The organism is Fusibacter sp. JL298sf-3 (assembly GCF_053842995.1).
In genome coordinates this window covers 2,238,258-2,257,925 of record NZ_CM132608.1, presented here as the reverse complement: position 1 = coordinate 2,257,925, position 19,668 = coordinate 2,238,258, and the positions used below count along the sequence as shown (strand labels likewise).

Below are 19,668 nucleotides of genomic sequence, written 5' to 3'. Positions count from 1 at the left end.
TTTACCTCACTTGTTTCATCCTTTTTCTAAAGTTAAACAACACATCTATAAAGCCCAATAGCGGTAAAAACGCCCCGAATAGAAGACTTGCGGCAAAAAAGACGAGTACCGACAAAAAGACTGCCAAACCTTGTTTGTGGCGCTTTAATAGGATGCCGTAAATCAATGCGGCAACTTGAACCAAAAACAAGATGTTGAACAAATACATAAAGTTGGCGAGAACCAACGTTTGATCGAGTCCGTCTATCCCCGAAAGCACATAGGCGAGTGCAATCATCAGCGCCGCGCCGTAGGCAAAGTGTTTGGGATAGGTAAAGGCGCCGAAGGACTTTCTAGGCGTTACGCCGTAATCGCCGGGAAGTCTTCGTATAACCGCCCCTGAAATCATGTAGACCACTACTGCAAGCAACATGGACGTGACAATAAGCAAACTTGGAAACAGCAAATTGAGACTGTTTGTGAAGTTTTCCTCAATGACCTTTATGGCCTCCAATTGCGCATCCAGCTGCTCTGCAGCTTCAGGGGTAACGCTCTTCATCTTTTCAATTAACGCAGCATTGCCTTCAAAGACTTCCTGATAGACAGCGGCTGTCATTTCAAGTATCCCCTGTCCCGTCGTCATAACGAGGCCTGTGTTCACTGCAAAAATAACCACCATAATCCCTACGGAAGTTAAAAATACCGTCAGGAGCGGATTTCTATTCGTTTTCAAACCATAACCGATGGGCATAGCGGCACAAACGCCAAAAACGAGAAAGGTCAGTGAGACAATTGGAGAGACGAGGGGAACAGCGACGAGGGCACCGACGACACCGGATGCCAGCGCATGGCTGTAGCCGTTTCGAATGACCATAATGACGAGGGGCAACGGCAATGCGAGTAAAAACAAGTTGCCGGCCACCGGTATATAAAAGCCCCCCAGCATAAGCAGGGCAAAGAGTGCTGCAAACATACCGAATTCTGTAATTTTTCTTGTTGTTTTCAAAAGGGTACATGCCTCCATCTTAACAATTTTAATGATGCTATAATATAGATTATACACCATTTGCGCGACTTTTTAAGCATTTGTTACAAAAATAAGATAAAAAACGCCCCCTCTTGTTAAAAGGTGGCGCTTTTCTGTATAAATGCTTGCATTCTGTGTCAAAGGTGCCGCTGACAACACGGTTTGCACAACCGCGTTACTGAACCGCTTTTTCTTCTGTGACATCGAGGGTCAGTACGACGTCTTCATAGTATTCGGACTGAACGACGAGGGTATGAACACCTGTTTCAAGCTGCGCGGCGTCCACAGTGAGCACATAGTGTGTCCCGTAGCCCACAGTTTCTTCAGCCATATAGCCCGACGACAAGCGCTTGCCGTCTAGAGACACATCGGTGACGATATCCTTGTACGATTTTTTAGAATCGCCAAGTGCCAAGCGCACAGCTTCACCGCGGCTCACGGTTAACGCATCGCCGTATACAAGGCTGTCGCTTTGGATAAAGCGAACGAGTCCCTGACCCTTTTTCACCGTTACTGCAAACGTCTGGTCTTCGTAACCGTCTGCTTTCAGCACGACTGTTTGCGCACCGATGCTCATAAAGGGTGCCACATCCAGCGCTGTGGTACTACCGGTGATACCGAGGGTTTCAGGCGTATAGCTTACACCTGAAATCTCCACGGCACGCACCGCTTTTCCATAGTCGGAAATGGACTACTGATAAGCGTCGGCAAGTTGAATTTTAAGCGGCGCTCCAAAGGCCACCGTTTCCCCTGCGCTCTCCATTGTGACAAAGGCGGGAACAGGTGAGAGCGCGTCGCTAACCTCCACTGTAAACACTTTATCTTTATAGCCTTTTGCCTTTAAAACAACTTCGGTTAGGCCATGATCGTTAAAGAGGTCGCCCGCCAGTGTTATGGCGTAAAAACCACTAGGTTCATAGGCAACTGCTCGTCCGTTGACAGTGACTTCTGTAAGTGCCGACTGGTAACGGCTGTTTAATGGTGTCGCAACAGTTACCGTCATCGACGTGCCAGGTTTAATCGGCGTTTGAGCCGATAGGGCTACCCACTCCGGTACGTCTGCACCGGCTACTGTGCCCGTCCCCAGTGCACTTGGTGTAAATCTGAAATAAAGGTCTCTATAGGTGTCAGCTGTCAACTTGAGAACTTGTGCATTTTCCACTTCTGAAAAGAGCGTTTCCCCTAGGACAATTTGCTGACCCACAACGGCATAGTGGCCGCCTGAGCCCACTGCCTCATTGGTGTAAAGCGGCTTTTCGTTTAAATAAACGCCGTTCAAATGTGCGATAAAATCCGCGTTGAGTCCGTTGATAATGACGCCGCTTTCATTTGACTCAGCGCTGAGTGACGCCGGTGCAGCTTTGTATCGGTCGACTGTGGTCACAACGGTTTTGTACCCGTCTGAGCCCATTGAGAGCTGAGAGGTGCCATAAGGTACTTCTGACGTCAGTGTGAGGGTGCGATTGGCCGCGTCGTGGGTGTAGCGCAGGTACGTAGTCCCCAGCTTTATGTGCATCAGATTGGCCGCCCAATCCCGTGCAGCAGCAGTGTCTTCGTAAGTCCACTGTATCGGCTCTTCCGATATCGCTTCCACCGATTCAAAAGAAGGGCTTTCTTTGGCAATGGCTTCGCCGTAGGCATACGTGTCCCCAAGGACGCCGTCGTGTAAAAGATTTTTCACACGGTACGGTTTGTCGAGGTAAAGGGCCTCGTGAATAGATGCACTCGGATCCATAATCTCTGCTGTACTCGGCATCTCCGGCAACTGGTCGTAGTAGGCTTTAAACGTCGTGTACCCCTGCTCGGAGTCGATGCCCACAGCGTGTTTCATAGACGCATAGCGCACGAGTTTCTCGCTGTTGTCCGTTACCACAGCGTCTTTGGTAAACGCGCCCCACCAGCTGAGTACAGCGTCTACATAAGGGGTGTTCATCCCCAGTTCCGTGAGAATGCGTGCATTGACGAGGTGGTCGAAATCCACCATGACGTTGGCTCTTATCATGCCACCGCCAGAGCCGGAGCCCTCGCCGTCACCAGAACCTGAGCCACCGCCGATTGTCGAAGCGCCGGCAATTGCGTCCACAACTGCGCGACGGGTTGTAGATGGTGTTTCAGAAGTCTCCAGCGTCGGGTTTTTATGGCCGTTAGGTGCCTTTTCGAGGTCAAAGGTCGCTGTGTAATCTTCAAATCCCGTCGCTTTTACCACGAGGGTGTGTCGACCGACGGTAAGCTTTTCAAGAACTGTACCTTCAAGTCTGACAAGGCTCGAGATGACGTGGTATGCCGAATGGTCACTCGGTAGAGCGACACCATCGAGTTCAACTGTGTGTATCGGGTTGGTCACGGCATAGTTAAAATCTTTGAGCTCAAACAGCAACTCGTTGTGTGCCCACCAGTTGAAGTTAGGGCTGAGCATCAACTTACCCGCTGGCTTTACGATCTCTACAGTGTGACGCGCATCGTTAAACCCTTGAGACTTGACAATAAGAGCGTGTTTGCCGTTTCGACCTGCAAGGGGTTCTGCGTCTGCCGGAATGACGAGAGCACCTTCTCGCAACTTGAACTCAATTGGCTGTCTAAGGCCTTCGCTCAGGCCACTGTCGACACAGACTTCGTATAGGCCCTCTGCCCATTTTGATGCGCTTTTGTCAAATGAGATGACAACAGCGTCGCCTAGGGCGGTCTTATCTGAAGTCAATACCGGAAGTGTTTCATCCACCGGAATCTCACCTTCTGATTCTGTGTTAAATGTGGTTTTTTCCAGCGCACTTCTAACCATTCCCGCGCTGTCGTAAGGCGCCAAAGCGTAGTCGAGTTTCGACATAGGACCGGATATCAGTACTCTGTCCGGATCTTGGTTTTGTATCACTTGAGTAAAGGGTTTACGACCTGATCCCAATTGAATTTCATCCACTTTAGTGCCTTCTTTTGTCACGATTTCTAAATGCGCCACTTCAAAAGGGTTTATTTCAAACTTCACCACTGTGCCGCTGTCGTTGACTTTAGTCGGCACAATCACCTGACCGTTAAACCGGAACTGATAATCGCTCGCCGTTCCCTGTGTCAAAGCGACAACACCGTAGTGTACCTGTTCGACGTTGGACACGCGGCTCTTAGCTTTGTCAATGACTGCAGCAGATACACCGTCGTTGTACACGAGGTCAAAGGTCGCGTACACGCCGCCGTTTTCTACCTCTTGCACGCCGTTAAACAACTCCGGTAACATTAAGAGCTTGAGATCGCCGTAGACGCCATTGCCGTTGTAGTCGGTGTCTTCTGACTGCGCTTGGTTCAGCGCCGCTTCATGAGCGGACGCCGTACCGGTTAAACGCAGTGTGGCTTCTTTTTCACCGGTTTTATGCAAGGTGGCCTTTACCCCCTGCGGTACGGTGTTCACAAGGCTGGCACCGGAAATAGCATCGACGTCGCCACCTTTAAAGTCTGCAAAAGTAGCCGATGTTTCTTTGGAAAGCTTTAAGTCAATGACCGTCTCAAAAGCACCTTGTCGGTGGATGGATTCCACAAAAGCATCGGCACTGGTGATGACGTCACCGTTCTTTAGCGTTTCGCGCAGCTCACCAATCGGGTTGCCGTTGAGATAAGACACGGTGTTTTCTATTTTCTCCGCTTCAACAGCGCTCTTCATGTGTTCATCGGCAATGAGTTCGTACCAATTTTGTTTGTGGTCTTTGTAATAAACGGTATTTTCTGCACCTTCTCCAATGCTTCTAACGGCATTCATAAAGTTATCCAATTTAAACGCTTCAGGGGCATCGTCAAGTTGAAACAGATGCTCGCCTATTAAGACCGTATTTCCCGGGATAGCAGCGTCCTCAACTTTTGAGAGCGCATGTACAGTCCCCAAGTTCGACACAATAAGTGTCGATGATAAAATTACACTTAACAATTTCTTATGCATTTTTTCCCCCTCTATTGAACAAGTGGCACTATGGTACGACCACCATCTGTTGAATACCCGATTGAACCGCCGTTAAAGTAGTTTTTAACAGTTGTCACTTTTCCATCTAAATCTTTATCTTCTGACACTTTGTATCCGTTCACATACAAGGTGTAACCCCTTTGGAGTACCCCGTCCTTGTAGACGTGACACGTGTATGTCGGCGCACCTAAAAAGCTTTCCTGTACCTTATAGGTGTGCGCCGTCTGGCGAACTTCAGGTGTTTCAGAAGTTTGTGTTGCACCAGCGAAACGATCCGATTTGCCGATGCGTCCACCGCCCTTTACCGCTACTTTTGCACGGGGATTGGATATGGCCAGCGTACCGACTTCTGCTGTTGAATCCAAATAAATTGAAAGATTCCCCAGTGCAGAAAGTGTTCCTACACGCGCCCCTTCTAACAACCGTACATCTGCCTTTTCAGAAGGAAAAAGGTGACAGATGCCCTTTACTGTGCTGTTGCGTAAATTCAGTTTCTCCACACCTTTTGACGTCACTACCAATACGCCGTCCACAACGGTATCTTTGAGTTCCACACCGGGACTGTTGACAACAGTAAGCCCCGCTGCCACATCGGTGTAGACGCCCGGAGCGTCGTAGTAATTGGCGATGGCACCGTCGAGAAGTCCAAACACATCGCCTCTGTTGAGCGCCTTTTTATCAAAAGACGCCTCTGCAAAGACCGCTGCGGTATCGTCGTACTGAAAAGCTTTTTGAAACAGCTCCTCAGCCGCCTTTTTTGTCAACGGTGCTTTGGCGTCAATGTACAGTTTCCCGTTCTTCTCAACACCCTCCAAATACCCTGCAGTTAAAGCGCGCTTTAACTCCACGGCGTACCAGCTACGGGCATCGACATTGCCGAAGACAATTTCATCCGTTTCCACGGCCTTCAAGCCGAGAAGACGGTTTAAAACGGTGATGTACTCCGCCTTGGTCATATTCTTATCAAGTGTGAAATTGCCCTGTGCGTCCCCTTTAATAATGTCGTAGCCCGCCCACCGAGCTACCGCTTCCTCTGAAGCGGCAAATGCCGCTCCTGACATTAAAAACAGGCCCAAGACCATTGCCAGTATTTTTACCCGAAATGTTGTTGCCATATCTACCTCCACTCTCTTTAAAGAGCATCCCACCGAGAATTGCTCTCATTTAATCTTTGGTAGTATAGCTTTTTTGTATGGGGTTGTAAATAAAATAAGGGTATTTTATACTTTATAAATTCTTGCGCCTAGTGCCTATTTTTTAACGTTTATGTAACACGCCTTTCTTAAGAAGGCAATTCTTGATAAGTATCATGTTCAATGGGCAAATACTCAAAATGCTAAGATTTAGGCTCAAAAATAGTACTTTGCTGAGAGAGTAAGAAATTATACTGTTTGGTCTAATTGAAAATCGACTGATTATGATAATAATGGTATAATATTGAACAAATCTTTGGAGAATTTTTTTAGTCTACATTAAATGCGTTTAAGGAGGACACTTTGAAATTAAACTTTAAAATTGTATTTACTGTTTTAGCAGCAGTCGTTATTTTTCTAGTGCTAAGTCACTATATAGAAAGTCCCACATTAAATGCGCTGAAAATTTATGAAGCACAATCCATTCAAGTCATAGATGAAAAAGGCATAGAGCGTGTTATTAATCATAATACGATTGAAGAGGTAATTGGATTTAATGGGACTATTGTTGAAGAGAGCAACATGCCAAAAATCATTGAGAATTGGAACGAAAAATACACAATACTATTTAATAATGAAGCTTTCCTTCTTAGATGCAAAGTATATTCCATTAGTAAGGAAGAAGTCGATGTAAAAAAATATCGTGACTTAGGGTTAAACATGCATGAATATGAGAATCAATACTTTATCATGTTGATTGAGTCAAACAATCTATTCTTTAAACAAAATGGTTATACAGATTTTGATATGGCTATTTTTGTTCAGTACAATTAAAATATCCAGGCGCAAGCGCCTGGATATTTGTTGTCAACCCTATATGTTTTCATCAATAAGACCATACAAAAAAGCCATCTGAAAATCAGATGACTTTTCCATTTCTATTTTTGTTGGAACATTCAACAACGCGTTCTTAGTCGTTTACGAATGGTAATAACGCGATGATTCTTGAACGCTTGATTGCACTTGTAAGCATTCTTTGATGCTTAGCGCAGTTACCAGTTACTCTTCTAGGAAGAATTTTGCCTCTTTCCGTTAAGTACTTTTGTAACTTTTTCGTGTCTTTATAATCGATTGATGTTGCTTTTTCTTGACAAAAAGAACATCCTTTTCTTTTTCTACGCTTTTTAATCATAGTCTTCCCTCCTTCTATTAGAATGGAACGTCATCATCGTCTTCAATGGACTGAAAATCTTCAAACTGATTCCCGCCACCAAAGCTGAAATCATCATTTCGAGCTGAGGATGACTGTGTCTTCTCTCCCCATTCGAGAAACTCTACTCTATTGGCCAATACATCTGTTGTGTATCTGGTCTCTCCTGTCTGAGATTTGTAACTTCCCGTTTGAATCGATCCATTAATGGCAACGAGTTTCCCTTTGGATAAATACTGAGAACAGTTTTCGGCTTGCTTGCCCCAAACCACAATACGAACAAAATCAGCTGTGGGCTTACCTTGGCTCTCAAATTCTTGCTTCTTTTCTCGAGTCAAGCCTTTGTCGATTGCCATGGTGAAATTTGCTACTGCCATACCACTACCGGGTACGAATCGTAACTCTGGGTCTCTTACTAAACGTCCAATTAATACAACACTATTCATAATGAGCCCCGCCCTTCAACTACTTTTCTTCTAGGTTTACAACGATATAACGGATAACTTCGTCAGTAATTCTGAAGTTTCTCTCTAATTCTTTTGGAAGACTTGTATTTGCTTTGAAGTTAACAAGTACGTAGTAACCGTCTCTTAACTTTTCGATTTCGTAAGCTAATCTCTTGTTACCCCATTCTTCCACTTTCTCTACTTCACCGTCAGCAGCGATGATATCCGTAAACTTCGCGATAAGCTGGTTACGTTTCTCTTCTTCGATAGACGGCTTTAAAATAAAGATCGTTTCGTATTTTCTCATTTTCCTACACCTCCCTGTGGACATAATGGCTCTTCTGACTTGAAGAGCAGAGAAGTTGCGACACAATGCCGCACTTTCAACACATGGATTATATCACTATCACTTGTCAATTGCAAGTCTTATTTAAGACTTTTTTATAATCTCTTCCCCTCGGACAATCTGTTTAATGCGCTTTTCCAGTTTAACGCGCGGTATCCAGATCTCGCGGCTACACTTTTGACACTTGATGACGAAGTCAACGCCAACACGTGTTATTATAAATTCTTTCGAACCGCAGGGATGCTGTTTTTTCGTCGTGATAATATCGCCTATTTCCAGTTTTAAAGGCATTTTTATACCCTCCACTCTACGCGCACTGCCTTTTTGCCCTGAGCACTTTTCACCCATTCGTAAAGCGTTAAATGCCGCTTATCCTCCTCAGTGAGCAGCGTCTGAATCGCCTCAAAGTCTTCGACTTCAAAGAGTAGAGAAAGTCCGCAACTGGCAGAGATCTCTCTCGGTGTCGGAATCAGCTCCACGGCAAACTGCGCTTTGATTAACTTCTCGTAGTGAATCGCCTGATGGGTCGATTCAAAGGTTATCAGCATACTTGTATTCTCCATTGACGCCCCCGCTTAAGACAACACGATGGTGTTACCGGCTTCGTTCATGTACTCGACAATGCTGTACATGTTGGTAATTTCACCGACCTTAAGCAAGTCTTTAAGTTGGTAGTAGTCGAGACAAGTGCCGCAGTTGTAAATTTCAGTGCCCATTTCAGAGAGTTTAATCAAAGACTGAATGGTGGCTTCGTTAACTGTGCTGAGCTTGACGCCTGAATTGACAAGTAAAATCGCCTTTGGGTAGGGCTCTGCTTCCGATAGGGCGTACAGATAGCCTTTCATAAGAATTTCCCCAAGTTCCGGCGCGCCACTACCCATGTACTCGCTACCGATGAGCACCACTGTATTAGAAAGGTCGGGACGCTTTTGTAAGAAATCTTCCGGAGATTGTGCGTAAGCGCCTTTAAAAATGCTGATTTCAAAGTGCTCACCGACCTCGCTCACCGAATAATGCAAGTTCATGCTCTTCGCGAGCTTGCTCACATTTTCTCTGGCAATGTCGTTGTCTACTATGGTGATGATGTTGCCTTCATTGATTGAAGCCAAGGCTTTTTTAGTTTCGATAACGGGTTTTGGACAAGGCAGTCCCACTGCGTTCACTCTAATTTCCACGATTGTGCCTCCTTTAAGTTTTTTCCCTCTCAACGAGCGGCTGTCGTTCCACAAATGCACCGCAGCTGCTTCAAATTGAGGATTTATAGAATTTTCCCCTGAACCAGTACAGATTTAAAGGCGTACTGGAGCAAGTTGTACTTGTAAAAATAAATACCGATTTGGGAGCTCTCTATAGCCTCTACAACGTTGTTGCGCCATTCAAATGTCGGAAAGAAATTGACAACTGTCATAAAGAAGTAGACCATGAGGACACCGATGATCGCCCCCATAATTAGCCCCCCGCCTTGATTGAGTTCTTTGAGAAGCGGTAACTTGGATAAAAAGACACCCAGCCACTGTAAGACACCAAAGAGAGCGATGAGGAGGGCAAACAATAAAAGAAAACCGATGCCGTAGAGAATCAGTTCCGTCACACGCTGTGTAAGCACGTCGACAAACTCAATGGTGCCGGAAACCATCTGCTGGCCTAAGGTGTTTTTCAGACCTTCTGCAAAAGCGTTTGGAAGCGGTAGTTGATCAAGTGCCGCCGCCACTTCGCCACCGGTCATACTTTGGCCGGTGAGTGGGTCGTACTGAAAAAAGTCGTAGAGATAAGTGCGCACATGTCCCGATATACGCTCCGAAGGGTCGAACAAATGCGCCGTGACAAACGCCGTAAAGGGTTTGTAAAACAAACGCGCCAGTACCATCGACGCCACCCATTTGACCAACTCGATGGCCGTGACAAAAAAACCTTTTCTATAGCCGCAGTATATGCTCGATCCCACGACGATGATGATTCCTATGTCAATCCAATTCATGCGCTCACTCGCTTTCGTAATCTTTGGTGTACAGCTACTGTTTGACGTAAATATCCAATCGATTGACAAACGCCACTGAAAAACTGTTGCCGTCTGCCGACAGTACCGATTCGATTTCTTCTTTAAATGCGTAGGTCTGAACCACTTTGCCCTGTGTGTTTAACACGGCGATGTTGTGGCGATTGTAAAGCAGGAGACCGTCTCCGAAAGAGCGCATTCCCACTATGTCCTTAAACGGCGGTATAAAGTCGAACAAAGCATTGCCCGACGCATCGTATGAGACGATTTGACTTTCCGGCTTATTGCTGTCCAGCGAACCGCTCTCGTCTAAAAGGTGCACATAGATGTCGCCACTTTCGTGAAACATAAAATTTTGAATGGTTCGGTCGACGGGCGCCTCACTTATTTTTTCACCTCTATAATTGTAGAACAAAAATCCCGTGTCGACAACCATAGCAATAGACGATTGATTGAGTTGCAAATCGTAGGGAATTGCCTCGTAAATATGACTGCCGCTTTTGATATTGCCCTGCATGTCGGTAAACAAGATTTTCGTATTGAAATCACTTCTGCTCAGATCCAGTAGACCCAATACGATTTCACTGCTCTGAGGGTTTAGACCGAAGTCTACGATTTTCCCTTTGGGCAGCATCGTCGTACTGTGAACCTTGAGGTCTTTGTCCATGACGAGAAGCTCTCTGTTCTTTTTTAGAACAGCGAGGTATTTGTCGTTAAGGACCTTAAGGGTTTCTATCGGTCCGAGACCGAATTTTTCCGCCAATAATTTTCCCGAATTGTCAATGACGAATACATCACCGGACTTTCTTTCGCAGAGCGCCATCCATTTGTCGCTTACTGATGCGCCTACGTTTTGAGACGCAAGCGGCTTTTTCCAAATGGGCTTTCCCCGATCGTCGATGTAGATAATTTCCGAAGGGTCTACGATGACGTAGGCGTCGTCCATTTGAAACACTTGGGCTCGGTATTCGAAGTTGTTGTTTTGATTGAGGGGCATCCCGATTTTGTACAGATACCCTTCGCCCTTTACATCGGCGGCGATACCTTCAAAGCGCAAGGACACGATAAGGCATACGACCAAGAGAAGCAAAGAGACTTTCTTTCCTAAACGCTTCATTCTCCAGACCTATCCTTTTCTTATTTTGATGCGGATTTCTTCGGCTTTTCACCGTAATACTGATAAAAGTACGTCTTGATTCTACCGTTGTAAAGCTTTCTGTTTTTAGTCGCCTTAGAACCGAATACTTTTTCAAAATCCTCATAGGAAGTGATGATGTATTTCGACCATCTTGGGTACTGCGAAAATACGCGCCCCATGAGCTTATACAACTTCTCTACAGAGGCCTGTTCTTCCAAACGTTCGCCGTAAGGCGGGTTGGCAATAATATGACCATATGGTTTGGCGGTGCTGAAGTCTTTGATATCTCTAACTTGAAGGTGAACGATGTCGTCGACACCTGCTATTTCAGCGTTGTCTCTGGCGATGTCAATCGATCGCTCATCGATGTCGTACCCTTGAATGGACGGCATGTCGACATCGTGTCGGATGGCGGCATACGCCTCTTTTCGAACGGATTTTGAAAGCGCTTCCGGCACCCAGTGCCACGCTTCACAGGCAAACTTGTGATTTAAACCCGGCGCGATGTTTTTCGCCATAAGTGCCGCCTCAATAACAATCGTTCCCGAGCCGCAGCACGGGTCGATAAGTGGCATCGTCGGCTTCCATCGGCTAATCATAAGCAGTCCCGCCGCAAGTGTTTCTTTTAAAGGCGCTTGGTTGGCGCGCTCGCGATACCCCCGTCTGTGTAGACCGGTGCCCGAGGCGTCGAGCATGACGCTTACTTCGTCTTTTAAAATGGATACGAGGATTTTGTATGTGGCGCCCGTTTCTTCAAACCACTCGGTTTTGTAGAGCTTTTTAAGGCGCTTGACAACCGCCTTCTTCGAAATACTCTGAATGTCCGAAAGACTGAAAAGTGTAGACTTAACAGACTTGGCATCGACGGGAAAAGCACCGTCTTTCGGAATATACGCTTCCCAAGGTAGAGCGTGTATGCCCTCGAACAAGGCCTCAAAAGTCTTGGCCTTAAACGCACCGATTTCCACGAAAACCCGCTCTGCTGTGCGCAGCCACATATTGGCTTTTAAAAGCCCCTCTATGTCCGAGTCGAAGAGGACGCGGCCGTTTTCAGTCACGATGTTTTCGTACCCGAGGCTTTTTATTTCATTGGCCACAATGGCTTCCATACCGAAAACCGAAGTGGCAACTAATCTTAATTTCATAAGTTCTCCAATCTCTATTCATTCGCTATAAGACATTATAACACAAAAGCATGCGCCGAAAGTTAATAAATTCCCCTGCGCTGTAAGCCATAAAAAATCCAGTCCGCACCTCATGCCTGTAGAGGTATCGTACTGGATTTCGGCAAAAGCATAGGCCGGCGCCAAGTCAAGGCGTTATAACAGCGCTTTGGTTTTCTAACTTGTGAACGGGCCTGTACACTAACGCAGGTAGCGTTTGACGATTTCTTTGAGGACGAGCATGTCCAGGGGCTTCGGGTAGTAGTCGTCAAAGCCGTAATCCTTCATAAACGCCTTCTCGCCGTCGATCAGCGGATACGACATGGCCACCACCGGAGTGAATGTCCGACGCCGCCTTTGAATTTCGTCGAAGACTTCAAAGCCGTCGCAATCCTCAATGGCGATGTTCAAAAGCGTCAACTCAGGCTCTGCCCCAAAGTAGAGTTCAATGGCCTCTTTTCCCGTCTTTGCAATGTAGAGTTCGTAGTTTTCAAAAAAATCCAAACTGATATTGGGCTTTTCGTAATCGGCAATTAAAATGCGCTTTCGACGCTGTTCTTTCTTTGTCGCCACAGTTTCAGACTCTTTCTTGGGGATGTACTTTTTATAACCTGCGATAAGCTCTACTGTCTGCTCGCCTTTCAGGCCGCGGTTAATCTCCATTCTAAAGTCCAGTTCATCTACGATTTGCTGCACGATGTCCATACCGATTTTGGCCGCATAGTGGTCGATGGCGTTCAAACTGTCTTCCATTTCGTCGTCGCCTTCGTTGTCGACGCCATACAAGTTCACAGCGATGTACATGTCTTCGTGCGTCTGTTTAATTTCGGTAATTTGACATTTAATCAAGGCACTTTTACAGGTGTACATCAGCCATTCAAACAAATAGGTGAAAAGCAATTGATTCTTAAGCGAGTCGCCGAGAACGACATCGGGAATCGTCGGTGAAAATACCACTTGTATCTCTTGGTCGATGCTCTTATAAGAACGGTTGAGACGGGACTGATTGGCGGCGAGTTCCACGATCCGCTTTAGGTTCATCGGCTCTTCTTCACGCAATCTGTCAGACAAGTCTTTGGCGCTGTAAAAAACCATTTTGTTCAACAGTTCGTAGAGCTGATGCGATGTGTTCTTAAGGGTATCGAGGTAGTTGGGGCGGAGTGCAGGATCCATTTGAAAAAAGCCGTTTAAAGCGCGTAGCGGCGTTCGTATTACTTTTATCAGTTGCTCTGTAAACGCCTTTTGATTTTCAAGGGTCAATTTAAGCGAGTCGCTAAGCAACTCCGATTCTTTTAGCGCTATTTTTAAGCGTTCTTTTTCCGTCAAGCCTTCGGTGGCTTTGTAATGGTATTCAAAGACCCCTTCCAGTGGGCTGATGGGCAGTTGAACAACTTGCTTGGTATCGCCCCCCTCAACTACTTGGATTTTGTTCACTGCGCCTTTGTTGATGATATGCGTCAAATGGCATTCCGGGCAAATGTCGTCTCTTCCGAAAAAGACTTGATAACACTTGAACTTACCTACATTTTCAAAATGATTCAGGGCGTATGTATTCGCCCACAAGATGCTGTAGTCCTGACCCACACAGTAAACCGGCAACGCCACTTCGTCGCAAATATTGTCCAGGCCAAGTGCCACACTTTTTGAGAGCATGCGCTCCCTCTCAAGGGCGCGGTTAAGTTTTTCAATTTCGTGAATCAATGTTTCTCTCGACAATCGACTGTAATCCATTGAAGACCTCTCATTCTCTTTGATAGTCTTATTATACCAAATATCAAATCGAATGTCAGAGGGCTTTTAATCAACGCTTGATGATTTCCAGCTGACCGTCTTTTTTATGGCCGATAATTGCACCGATGACGGCATCCTCTCCTCTAACGAGTAAATACGTCGGAACGGCGTCGTCCTCAAGCAGGTGATCGTATATGCCTTTCACCGTCACTTTGCCGAGGGGAACAATCCCCGGACCGTCTAAATTTTTAGCCACGACTTCGACTTCATCTCCGATTTTAAGGTCCCAGCACAGTGCCGATTCCGGCAACAACTTGATACTGGTCAGCGCACCTTCTTCAAGAACGGCATCCTCTTCAAAATGAGTGAGCATCGCAGCTGTTAAAATGGTCTTCTGCCCGACATCGTCGACGAGGCGCTTGCCGATGACAGAAGCGGTGTTCTGATAATACTCTTTGCTCAACGTTTCCTCTAATACGGCGACTTTCATCAAATGGCGCTCTTCTAAAAGCGTTCCCGCTTTTGTGTCGGCTTTTACCGCTGTCACGTCTACATAAGACGCCGCCTTGGCCTCCTGTATCGCGTTGACCTCGAGACCGGTAATTAAAACGCCCAGCAATATAAATCCTATTACGATTGCAATTCTCTTCAAAATACAACTCCTTAATGGTTGATGGGGAACTGATACGTATAACGAATGTGCAGCGGTCGCTTAAAAAAGGCAGTGTCGACAAACTTCGGCACATAGGGGGTTTGAAAAGCCACTTCTATCTCGTAGTAACCACCACCTTGAGCGTAGCCCATCGACAAGTTGTCGACGGTTTCACCGAGCCCGGAAAGTGCCATCTTCTCTTTTAGCAATTGGCGATAGGTGCCTTCCACCGCTGAATGTACCATGGGCGTGCCCATGCTGAGCGCTTCGACATCCATCTCGAGCACCATCTCACTCAACGCCAAGTCACAGGCGGCCTTTAGCCGCTCTTTGACCTGCTGCACTTCTTTCATTTCAATGTAATGTGTCAGCAAGGGCAAGAGGACAAAGAGCGTTATACAGAAAAGGGCGATGAGAATCCCCATTTCTGCGCCACCTCGGCGCCGACTAGTTGGCCACTTTTCGCGCCATGACATCGGTTTCGTAAAAGAGCGTAAGCCACTGCTTTTCCTTTTCAAACAAACTTGTGAAGCCATACTTTTCATACTTCCCTTCTACTCTAAACCCCATAAAGCCTCGCCACTGCACGCTGTAAGGTGCCGGTGCATCAATGGCGACATCGGTTAACCCAATGTCTTGAAGCGCCTGTTTAAGCGCCGTTCTCCGTGTTGCCGACAGGCCGTTTTCACTCTCCATGACCAAACCGTAGTCTCTGCAGATGCCGGAAAACTGATACTGTTTGTACATCGGCAGTACCAGCTCGATAATGCCGACGCACAAGACGATGACCAATACGAGGCTAACGGCCGTAACGACAATTTGACTGACGCCCATTACCTAATAAACACCTTTGAACTGATGGCGTTCGTCCACCAATTCTGCATATCGGTCATAATTTGCGTGGCGAAGTTCTGAATCCCCGGAATCAAGATAAAAGCGGCGACAATAAGGCCGATGGCTATACCTATGATGGCGTTCATTCCAAACTCCCCCCGTTCGCACGCCAAGAATTTTGGCGCGCTCTTTGCCCTTTTCTTCTGCGACGTTTTGTTCATTTCATTTTTCATATGATGCCTCCCTCGCTAATAAAATATATTTTTGGCCGAAACTATCATCTGATTGATAATCGGTAACAGCAGCATTAATGTCGTTACAATGGTGAATAAAACCACAATTCGAAAATAACGCTTTTTAATTTTTTCTGTCTCGTTGCGGATATTGGACAAATACTTTTGAAACAACATGTGATCCAAGCGCATAAACGAGCTCTCTGCCAATCCGAACCCCTTCATGTTGTCGATGACGTTGACAAAGGTCTTGCCCTCTTGTGTCGTAAGCGTCTGTTTTAAGTAATCGATGCCCCTTTCGATGTCGTGACTCTGAGCTATGATTACAGACATTTGTCTAAGCTGAGATTTCAACCGTTTGTTTTCAACGACTCGATAAAGGCTCTTGTAAATTTCTTCTGCACGCGTGCCTACCGAAATTTGCAAATGAATGTACTTATAGAGCCTGTAGAAGTTTTTGGAGATGGCTTTCTCATCTTTTTTCATTTGACTGCCTGTCGAAAATGAAAAGGGCTTGTGCGGTGTCGCCGGCACCGCCGCTCTATAGAGGCGCCGCCTGTGCCAACACACAGACAGCACCCCCATCGCCACGGCGTTGGCGACAATTAACTTAAAGACCATGATGCCCCCTCTCTAATCGACTTTTTTCGCCGTCGTGTGGATGAGAGCGATGAAGCCCAGCACGGTCAAACAGAACAAAAGAAGGGCGACGATGCCGCCGACATCGTTTTGTCTGTAATAATTCAAGATGTAATCTTGAGACCGGATGACTTTCAGCGCCGTCAACAGTACAATTCCCAGACTGATCCAAGTGAACTTTCGGTACTGGCTGAGTTCAATCTGCCGCTTGTTGCGCTCAACTTGTATCAAACTGTATTCTTCCTCTAATGCCCCCATCAACTTAATGACGTCGCCGCGTTTTAAATGTGCCTGCTCTATGTTTAAGTACACGTATTTCAAATAGGGGTGAATCGTGCTCTCGTGCAGCATAGAGAATGCTATGTCCGGCGACAGACCGGCTTTGATGGTGACGTTAAATCGGACAATCCCCTTTAAAATATAAGGGTTGTCCACTTGTGCCTGAGCGTAGACAAGTGCTTTGATTAAATCCTGACTCTGAATTAAGTTGGCGTTAATCGTCGTGAAAAAATCCAGCAGATCCTTGTCAATTTGAGACACGATATGGTGTATGCGCATTTCCAAATAGGCAAATGGCACAGACACTAAAAAGACAAAGAGCAAAAGCGCTCTAAGGCTTGTACCGAATGCGATAAGGGCAATGGTTGCCGATACGAAAAACCAAATCCAAATAAGTTTCTCAAAGGTTTTGGGCGTCATGAAATCATCTAGATACGTGTAGCTGTAGTACCGCTTTTGTATCTGACTCATCTTCAGCTGCACCGTCTTAAGGCTTTCGTACTCTTTTGACTGCGTCGTCTGGTACAACCGTTTAAAAGAATGGCTGTGCAGCTTCAGATAAACGGCCCCTACAAGTGTTAAAAAGTTGAGCAGTATCAGCACACTCATAGCGCACCTGCCCTTTTGTATACACAGGTCGTTTCAAAATCTTCTACTGTTTTGCGATAGGGCTTCACGGCGAGAATCTCCTCTACCTTAAAGCTTTTAAGGTAAATAATTTTATCGACACTGTGCGCAATCATTTTTTTGAGAGCCGACTCGCTCATATCGGTCTCGTTTTCAATGAGCATCAACAACCGGTCGAGAGCATCTGCTGCACCACTGGCGTGTAAGGTGGCCAGTACGCGGTGATCGGTATGCCCCGCTCTAACAAACGGAAAGGCTTCGCTGCCTGTAATCTCCCCGATACAATAGGTATCCAAAGACATTGTAAGCCCTTCGCGTATAAGCGTTTCCAGTGTCACCGCTGCACGTTGCTTTTGAATTTGCTGTACGATGGTGTTTTTCTTTTCAGGGTAAATTTCGGTATCGGCTTCGCAGATGAGTACTCGCTCATCTGGTGCACCGCCATCGATTAACGTCCTGAGCAAGGTCGTTTTCCCCGATGCGCCTTTACCGCAAATTAAAAGACTTTCTCGGTTTTTATTGGCGGCTTCTAAAATCGATACGACTTCCGGCGTCATGAAGTCCAAGTCCACTAAAGCGTCGAAGCTGTACGCCTTTTCCCGATGTTTTCTTATGTTCAGCGATGTACCCGACGCATTGCGCGGCGCTATACAGACATTGATTCGCATTTTGTTTTGCCTGTCGCTCACTCGACAATGCGTATCGACGGCGTTGATTACGCCACCGTGTCGAACGATAATCAATCGACAAAAGCGCTCGAAGACGCGCTCATTATCGAAGACAATTGGAAGCACTTCCATCTTTCCGTTACACTTTCCCGTTACAAAATCGTACCTCGGCGCGTCGATATCCGTATACCTCGAATCTTTTATAAACGGTTCTAAAATGCCGTAACCGTAAATGGCGTCAAAGATTTGCGTTTTAACGCCTTCGGCATCGTAGAGGCCTTTTCTCTGGTCGACCTTCTTGGAAATCTCTTTTTTTAAAAGACTCGCGTCGACGCGCTGATCCTCAATATCTGCAATCAGGCTCGTATACTCGAGGAGAATTTCGTCAATTATGGTCTGGACAATGTCACTTTTCGAATTGTAGGCGGGAAGTTTTTCAAGTGCCACCGTTTCGTAAATACTTCGTATCATTGTCGACCTCCTTCTAATTGTCTAAGGAGCTTAGTGTGGTGTCTACGCTTCTTATCTCTTGGGGGCAAACACTCTGTAAACTGTTTACCAAATATCTTTTTAGACATTGATTTGTTGTAGTTTTCTATTCTATTACTCTTTTGCACAGCCACCAATTGCTTGGTGTTCGCCAGATGTTGTTTAAACTGTAAAACTTCCAATATATTTTTGACAAACCGAATGCTTTCAACTTGGTCATCACAGATAAAAATATTTTTATTTGAAACATGATAAGCAAGTAGAGACAATGTATCATACACAATTGTGTTAACACTTACAAATACCACGTCGTAAAACTTAGTCAAGCTCTCAAGACCATTTTTTAAAACGACGTCTTCATAGTGTTCGATGTTGTAGAGGTTGTAGTTGCCGAGCATAACGTCTAATCCCTCGCTACGTCTGTGTACCACTTCATTGAGCACCGGTTCAAGAGGGGCTCTTTTTCCAATGGCATCTAAGAAAATATTGAGCCCTGTGTTGTCAATGCCCTTAAGATGTGACTTGACACCGGTAAAAATCGTATCGATACCAAAGATGCGATCCAGTGACGGTTTGTGCAGATCCCCATCTACAAGGAGCACTTTTTGTGCAACCGCCTGACGTGCATAAGTTTTTGCAAGTTCTGCCGCCACTTCGCTGTTTCCGCTTATGGTGTAGAGACCTTTTAAGACAATGGGTTGCTTCTCTCGCCTAAACCATCGCTTTTGAGGTCGAGGAATGGGTTCCTTGTCGTGAAGCTGATGGTAGCTCTCTTTCAGCGCGTGTTCAAATGCTTTGTAGAAGGCGGCCAATTTTGTGTCAAAATCGGACACGTCTGTAAACAACACAACATCTTTTACTGGAAACCGAACCCCCTTTCTAATGAAGATTTTACTCCAAGGTCTTTCTGCAAGATGCGCCATTTGGGTTTCCGACGGCTGTGCAATGACAACCAGTACAATCGGTGTATGCCTAAACGCACTTTCCGGAATACTATCCGGCTCTGTTGTCGGGGTGTAGCGCGGGACTCTGCCGGAGAGTGTCTTTAAAAACGCTTCTTGGAAGGTGTCGTAGTATATGTAGCCGTTCATCCATTACATCCTTTCTTTTCCACTTTATGGTATTAAAATAACACATT

At 46.0% G+C, this 19,668-nt stretch carries 23 protein-coding genes; 1 reads left to right on the top strand and 22 read right to left on the bottom strand.

Going from position 1 to position 19,668, the window contains the following annotated elements:
- Position 1: 1 nt before the first annotated feature.
- The 4 genes from ACR6HW_RS10805 to ACR6HW_RS10790 form a co-directional block, all read right to left on the bottom strand.
- Positions 2 to 985, bottom strand: coding sequence for a DUF2232 domain-containing protein (locus ACR6HW_RS10805; RefSeq protein WP_455727735.1), 984 nt, complete (start codon positions 983 to 985; stop codon positions 2 to 4).
- A gap of 196 nt (positions 986 to 1,181) precedes the next feature.
- A complete protein-coding gene (locus tag ACR6HW_RS10800; RefSeq protein WP_455730879.1) occupies positions 1,182 to 1,694 on the bottom strand; it encodes a hemoblobin-interacting domain-containing protein in 513 nt (170 codons plus the stop codon).
- A gap of 3 nt (positions 1,695 to 1,697) precedes the next feature.
- Complete coding sequence (locus ACR6HW_RS10795) at positions 1,698 to 4,925, bottom strand: DUF1533 domain-containing protein (RefSeq protein WP_455727734.1); 3,228 nt, start codon at positions 4,923 to 4,925, stop codon at positions 1,698 to 1,700.
- 11 nt (positions 4,926 to 4,936) lie between these two features.
- Positions 4,937 to 6,061: a hypothetical protein gene (locus tag ACR6HW_RS10790; RefSeq protein WP_455727733.1), complete on the bottom strand. Its 1,125-nt coding sequence runs from the start codon at positions 6,059 to 6,061 to the stop codon at positions 4,937 to 4,939.
- A gap of 381 nt (positions 6,062 to 6,442) precedes the next feature.
- On the opposite strand from ACR6HW_RS10790, the gene ACR6HW_RS10785 reads away from it, so the two are divergent.
- Positions 6,443 to 6,913 carry a hypothetical protein gene (locus tag ACR6HW_RS10785; protein WP_455727732.1) on the top strand — a complete coding sequence of 157 codons (471 nt, stop codon included), beginning with the start codon at positions 6,443 to 6,445 and terminating at the stop codon, positions 6,911 to 6,913.
- A gap of 136 nt (positions 6,914 to 7,049) precedes the next feature.
- Here the strand turns inward: ACR6HW_RS10785 and rpsR are convergent, their stop codons facing one another.
- The 18 genes from rpsR to ACR6HW_RS10695 all read right to left on the bottom strand — a co-directional run bounded on the left by rpsR (position 7,050) and on the right by ACR6HW_RS10695 (position 19,621).
- A complete protein-coding gene (rpsR, locus tag ACR6HW_RS10780) occupies positions 7,050 to 7,271 on the bottom strand; it encodes a 30S ribosomal protein S18 (protein WP_455727731.1) in 222 nt (73 codons plus the stop codon).
- Between the two features lie 17 nt (positions 7,272 to 7,288).
- On the bottom strand, positions 7,289 to 7,735 hold the full coding sequence (locus ACR6HW_RS10775) for a single-stranded DNA-binding protein (RefSeq protein ID WP_455727730.1): 447 nt from the start codon (positions 7,733 to 7,735) through the stop codon (positions 7,289 to 7,291).
- A gap of 19 nt (positions 7,736 to 7,754) precedes the next feature.
- Positions 7,755 to 8,042 carry a 30S ribosomal protein S6 gene (rpsF, locus tag ACR6HW_RS10770; protein ID WP_455727729.1) on the bottom strand — a complete coding sequence of 96 codons (288 nt, stop codon included), beginning with the start codon at positions 8,040 to 8,042 and terminating at the stop codon, positions 7,755 to 7,757.
- A 123-nt stretch (positions 8,043 to 8,165) separates the two neighbouring features.
- Positions 8,166 to 8,372: a DUF951 domain-containing protein gene (locus tag ACR6HW_RS10765; RefSeq protein ID WP_455727728.1), complete on the bottom strand. Its 207-nt coding sequence runs from the start codon at positions 8,370 to 8,372 to the stop codon at positions 8,166 to 8,168.
- 2 nt (positions 8,373 to 8,374) lie between these two features.
- A complete protein-coding gene (locus tag ACR6HW_RS10760; RefSeq protein WP_455727727.1) occupies positions 8,375 to 8,644 on the bottom strand; it encodes a DUF3343 domain-containing protein in 270 nt (89 codons plus the stop codon).
- A gap of 12 nt (positions 8,645 to 8,656) precedes the next feature.
- Positions 8,657 to 9,256: a sulfurtransferase-like selenium metabolism protein YedF gene (yedF, locus tag ACR6HW_RS10755; RefSeq protein ID WP_455727726.1), complete on the bottom strand. Its 600-nt coding sequence runs from the start codon at positions 9,254 to 9,256 to the stop codon at positions 8,657 to 8,659.
- 83 nt (positions 9,257 to 9,339) lie between these two features.
- Entirely contained in the window at positions 9,340 to 10,059 is a 720-nt protein-coding gene (locus tag ACR6HW_RS10750; protein ID WP_455727725.1) for a CvpA family protein, read from the bottom strand.
- Positions 10,060 to 10,093: 34 nt separating this feature from the next.
- Positions 10,094 to 11,194, bottom strand: a complete 1,101-nt coding sequence (locus tag ACR6HW_RS10745) for a DUF5711 family protein (RefSeq protein ID WP_455727724.1) — start codon at positions 11,192 to 11,194, stop codon at positions 10,094 to 10,096.
- Positions 11,195 to 11,214: 20 nt separating this feature from the next.
- The gene (locus ACR6HW_RS10740) at positions 11,215 to 12,360 is read right to left on the bottom strand and encodes a THUMP domain-containing class I SAM-dependent RNA methyltransferase (protein WP_455727723.1); all 1,146 of its coding nucleotides are present in this window, start codon (positions 12,358 to 12,360) and stop codon (positions 11,215 to 11,217) included.
- A 219-nt stretch (positions 12,361 to 12,579) separates the two neighbouring features.
- Positions 12,580 to 14,109, bottom strand: a complete 1,530-nt coding sequence (locus ACR6HW_RS10735; RefSeq protein WP_455727722.1) for a response regulator — start codon at positions 14,107 to 14,109, stop codon at positions 12,580 to 12,582.
- 70 nt (positions 14,110 to 14,179) lie between these two features.
- Positions 14,180 to 14,761 carry a CpaB family protein gene (locus ACR6HW_RS10730; protein WP_455727721.1) on the bottom strand — a complete coding sequence of 194 codons (582 nt, stop codon included), beginning with the start codon at positions 14,759 to 14,761 and terminating at the stop codon, positions 14,180 to 14,182.
- Between the two features lie 11 nt (positions 14,762 to 14,772).
- Positions 14,773 to 15,186 carry a hypothetical protein gene (locus ACR6HW_RS10725; protein ID WP_455727720.1) on the bottom strand — a complete coding sequence of 138 codons (414 nt, stop codon included), beginning with the start codon at positions 15,184 to 15,186 and terminating at the stop codon, positions 14,773 to 14,775.
- A 22-nt stretch (positions 15,187 to 15,208) separates the two neighbouring features.
- On the bottom strand, positions 15,209 to 15,595 hold the full coding sequence (locus ACR6HW_RS10720) for a hypothetical protein (RefSeq protein WP_455727719.1): 387 nt from the start codon (positions 15,593 to 15,595) through the stop codon (positions 15,209 to 15,211).
- Positions 15,595 to 15,828, bottom strand: a complete 234-nt coding sequence (locus ACR6HW_RS10715) for a hypothetical protein (protein ID WP_455727718.1) — start codon at positions 15,826 to 15,828, stop codon at positions 15,595 to 15,597. Before ACR6HW_RS10715 ends, ACR6HW_RS10720 begins: the two co-directional genes overlap by 1 nt.
- Before the next feature lie 15 nt (positions 15,829 to 15,843).
- Positions 15,844 to 16,449: a hypothetical protein gene (locus ACR6HW_RS10710; RefSeq protein WP_455727717.1), complete on the bottom strand. Its 606-nt coding sequence runs from the start codon at positions 16,447 to 16,449 to the stop codon at positions 15,844 to 15,846.
- Between the two features lie 12 nt (positions 16,450 to 16,461).
- Positions 16,462 to 17,355 carry a hypothetical protein gene (locus ACR6HW_RS10705; protein WP_455727716.1) on the bottom strand — a complete coding sequence of 298 codons (894 nt, stop codon included), beginning with the start codon at positions 17,353 to 17,355 and terminating at the stop codon, positions 16,462 to 16,464.
- Positions 17,352 to 18,512 carry an ATPase, T2SS/T4P/T4SS family gene (locus ACR6HW_RS10700; protein ID WP_455727715.1) on the bottom strand — a complete coding sequence of 387 codons (1,161 nt, stop codon included), beginning with the start codon at positions 18,510 to 18,512 and terminating at the stop codon, positions 17,352 to 17,354. Before ACR6HW_RS10700 ends, ACR6HW_RS10705 begins: the two co-directional genes overlap by 4 nt.
- A complete protein-coding gene (locus ACR6HW_RS10695) occupies positions 18,509 to 19,621 on the bottom strand; it encodes a MinD/ParA family ATP-binding protein (protein ID WP_455727714.1) in 1,113 nt (370 codons plus the stop codon). The genes ACR6HW_RS10700 and ACR6HW_RS10695 overlap by 4 nt, the downstream gene beginning before the upstream one ends.
- Between the last annotated feature and the right edge of the window lie 47 nt (positions 19,622 to 19,668).

Excerpts from the sequence above, each read along its gene's own strand:
- ACR6HW_RS10795 (WP_455727734.1), bottom strand. The coding sequence starts at position 4,925 with ATGCATAAGAAATTGTTAAGTGTAATTTTATCATCGACACTTATTGTG.
- ACR6HW_RS10790 (WP_455727733.1), bottom strand. The coding sequence starts at position 6,061 with ATGGCAACAACATTTCGGGTAAAAATACTGGCAATGGTCTTGGGCCTG.
- rpsR (WP_455727731.1), bottom strand. The coding sequence starts at position 7,271 with ATGATTAAAAAGCGTAGAAAAAGAAAAGGATGTTCTTTTTGTCAAGAA.
- ACR6HW_RS10775 (WP_455727730.1), bottom strand. The coding sequence starts at position 7,735 with ATGAATAGTGTTGTATTAATTGGACGTTTAGTAAGAGACCCAGAGTTA.
- rpsF (WP_455727729.1), bottom strand. The coding sequence starts at position 8,042 with ATGAGAAAATACGAAACGATCTTTATTTTAAAGCCGTCTATCGAAGAA.
- ACR6HW_RS10765 (WP_455727728.1), bottom strand. The coding sequence starts at position 8,372 with ATGCCTTTAAAACTGGAAATAGGCGATATTATCACGACGAAAAAACAG.
- ACR6HW_RS10760 (WP_455727727.1), bottom strand. The coding sequence starts at position 8,644 with ATGGAGAATACAAGTATGCTGATAACCTTTGAATCGACCCATCAGGCG.
- ACR6HW_RS10750 (WP_455727725.1), bottom strand. The coding sequence starts at position 10,059 with ATGAATTGGATTGACATAGGAATCATCATCGTCGTGGGATCGAGCATA.
- ACR6HW_RS10745 (WP_455727724.1), bottom strand. The coding sequence starts at position 11,194 with ATGAAGCGTTTAGGAAAGAAAGTCTCTTTGCTTCTCTTGGTCGTATGC.
- ACR6HW_RS10740 (WP_455727723.1), bottom strand. The coding sequence starts at position 12,360 with ATGAAATTAAGATTAGTTGCCACTTCGGTTTTCGGTATGGAAGCCATT.
- ACR6HW_RS10735 (WP_455727722.1), bottom strand. The coding sequence starts at position 14,109 with ATGGATTACAGTCGATTGTCGAGAGAAACATTGATTCACGAAATTGAA.
- ACR6HW_RS10725 (WP_455727720.1), bottom strand. The coding sequence starts at position 15,186 with ATGGGGATTCTCATCGCCCTTTTCTGTATAACGCTCTTTGTCCTCTTG.
- ACR6HW_RS10720 (WP_455727719.1), bottom strand. The coding sequence starts at position 15,595 with ATGGGCGTCAGTCAAATTGTCGTTACGGCCGTTAGCCTCGTATTGGTC.
- ACR6HW_RS10715 (WP_455727718.1), bottom strand. The coding sequence starts at position 15,828 with ATGAAAAATGAAATGAACAAAACGTCGCAGAAGAAAAGGGCAAAGAGC.
- ACR6HW_RS10710 (WP_455727717.1), bottom strand. The coding sequence starts at position 16,449 with ATGGTCTTTAAGTTAATTGTCGCCAACGCCGTGGCGATGGGGGTGCTG.
- ACR6HW_RS10705 (WP_455727716.1), bottom strand. The coding sequence starts at position 17,355 with ATGAGTGTGCTGATACTGCTCAACTTTTTAACACTTGTAGGGGCCGTT.
- ACR6HW_RS10700 (WP_455727715.1), bottom strand. The coding sequence starts at position 18,512 with ATGATACGAAGTATTTACGAAACGGTGGCACTTGAAAAACTTCCCGCC.
- ACR6HW_RS10695 (WP_455727714.1), bottom strand. The coding sequence starts at position 19,621 with ATGAACGGCTACATATACTACGACACCTTCCAAGAAGCGTTTTTAAAG.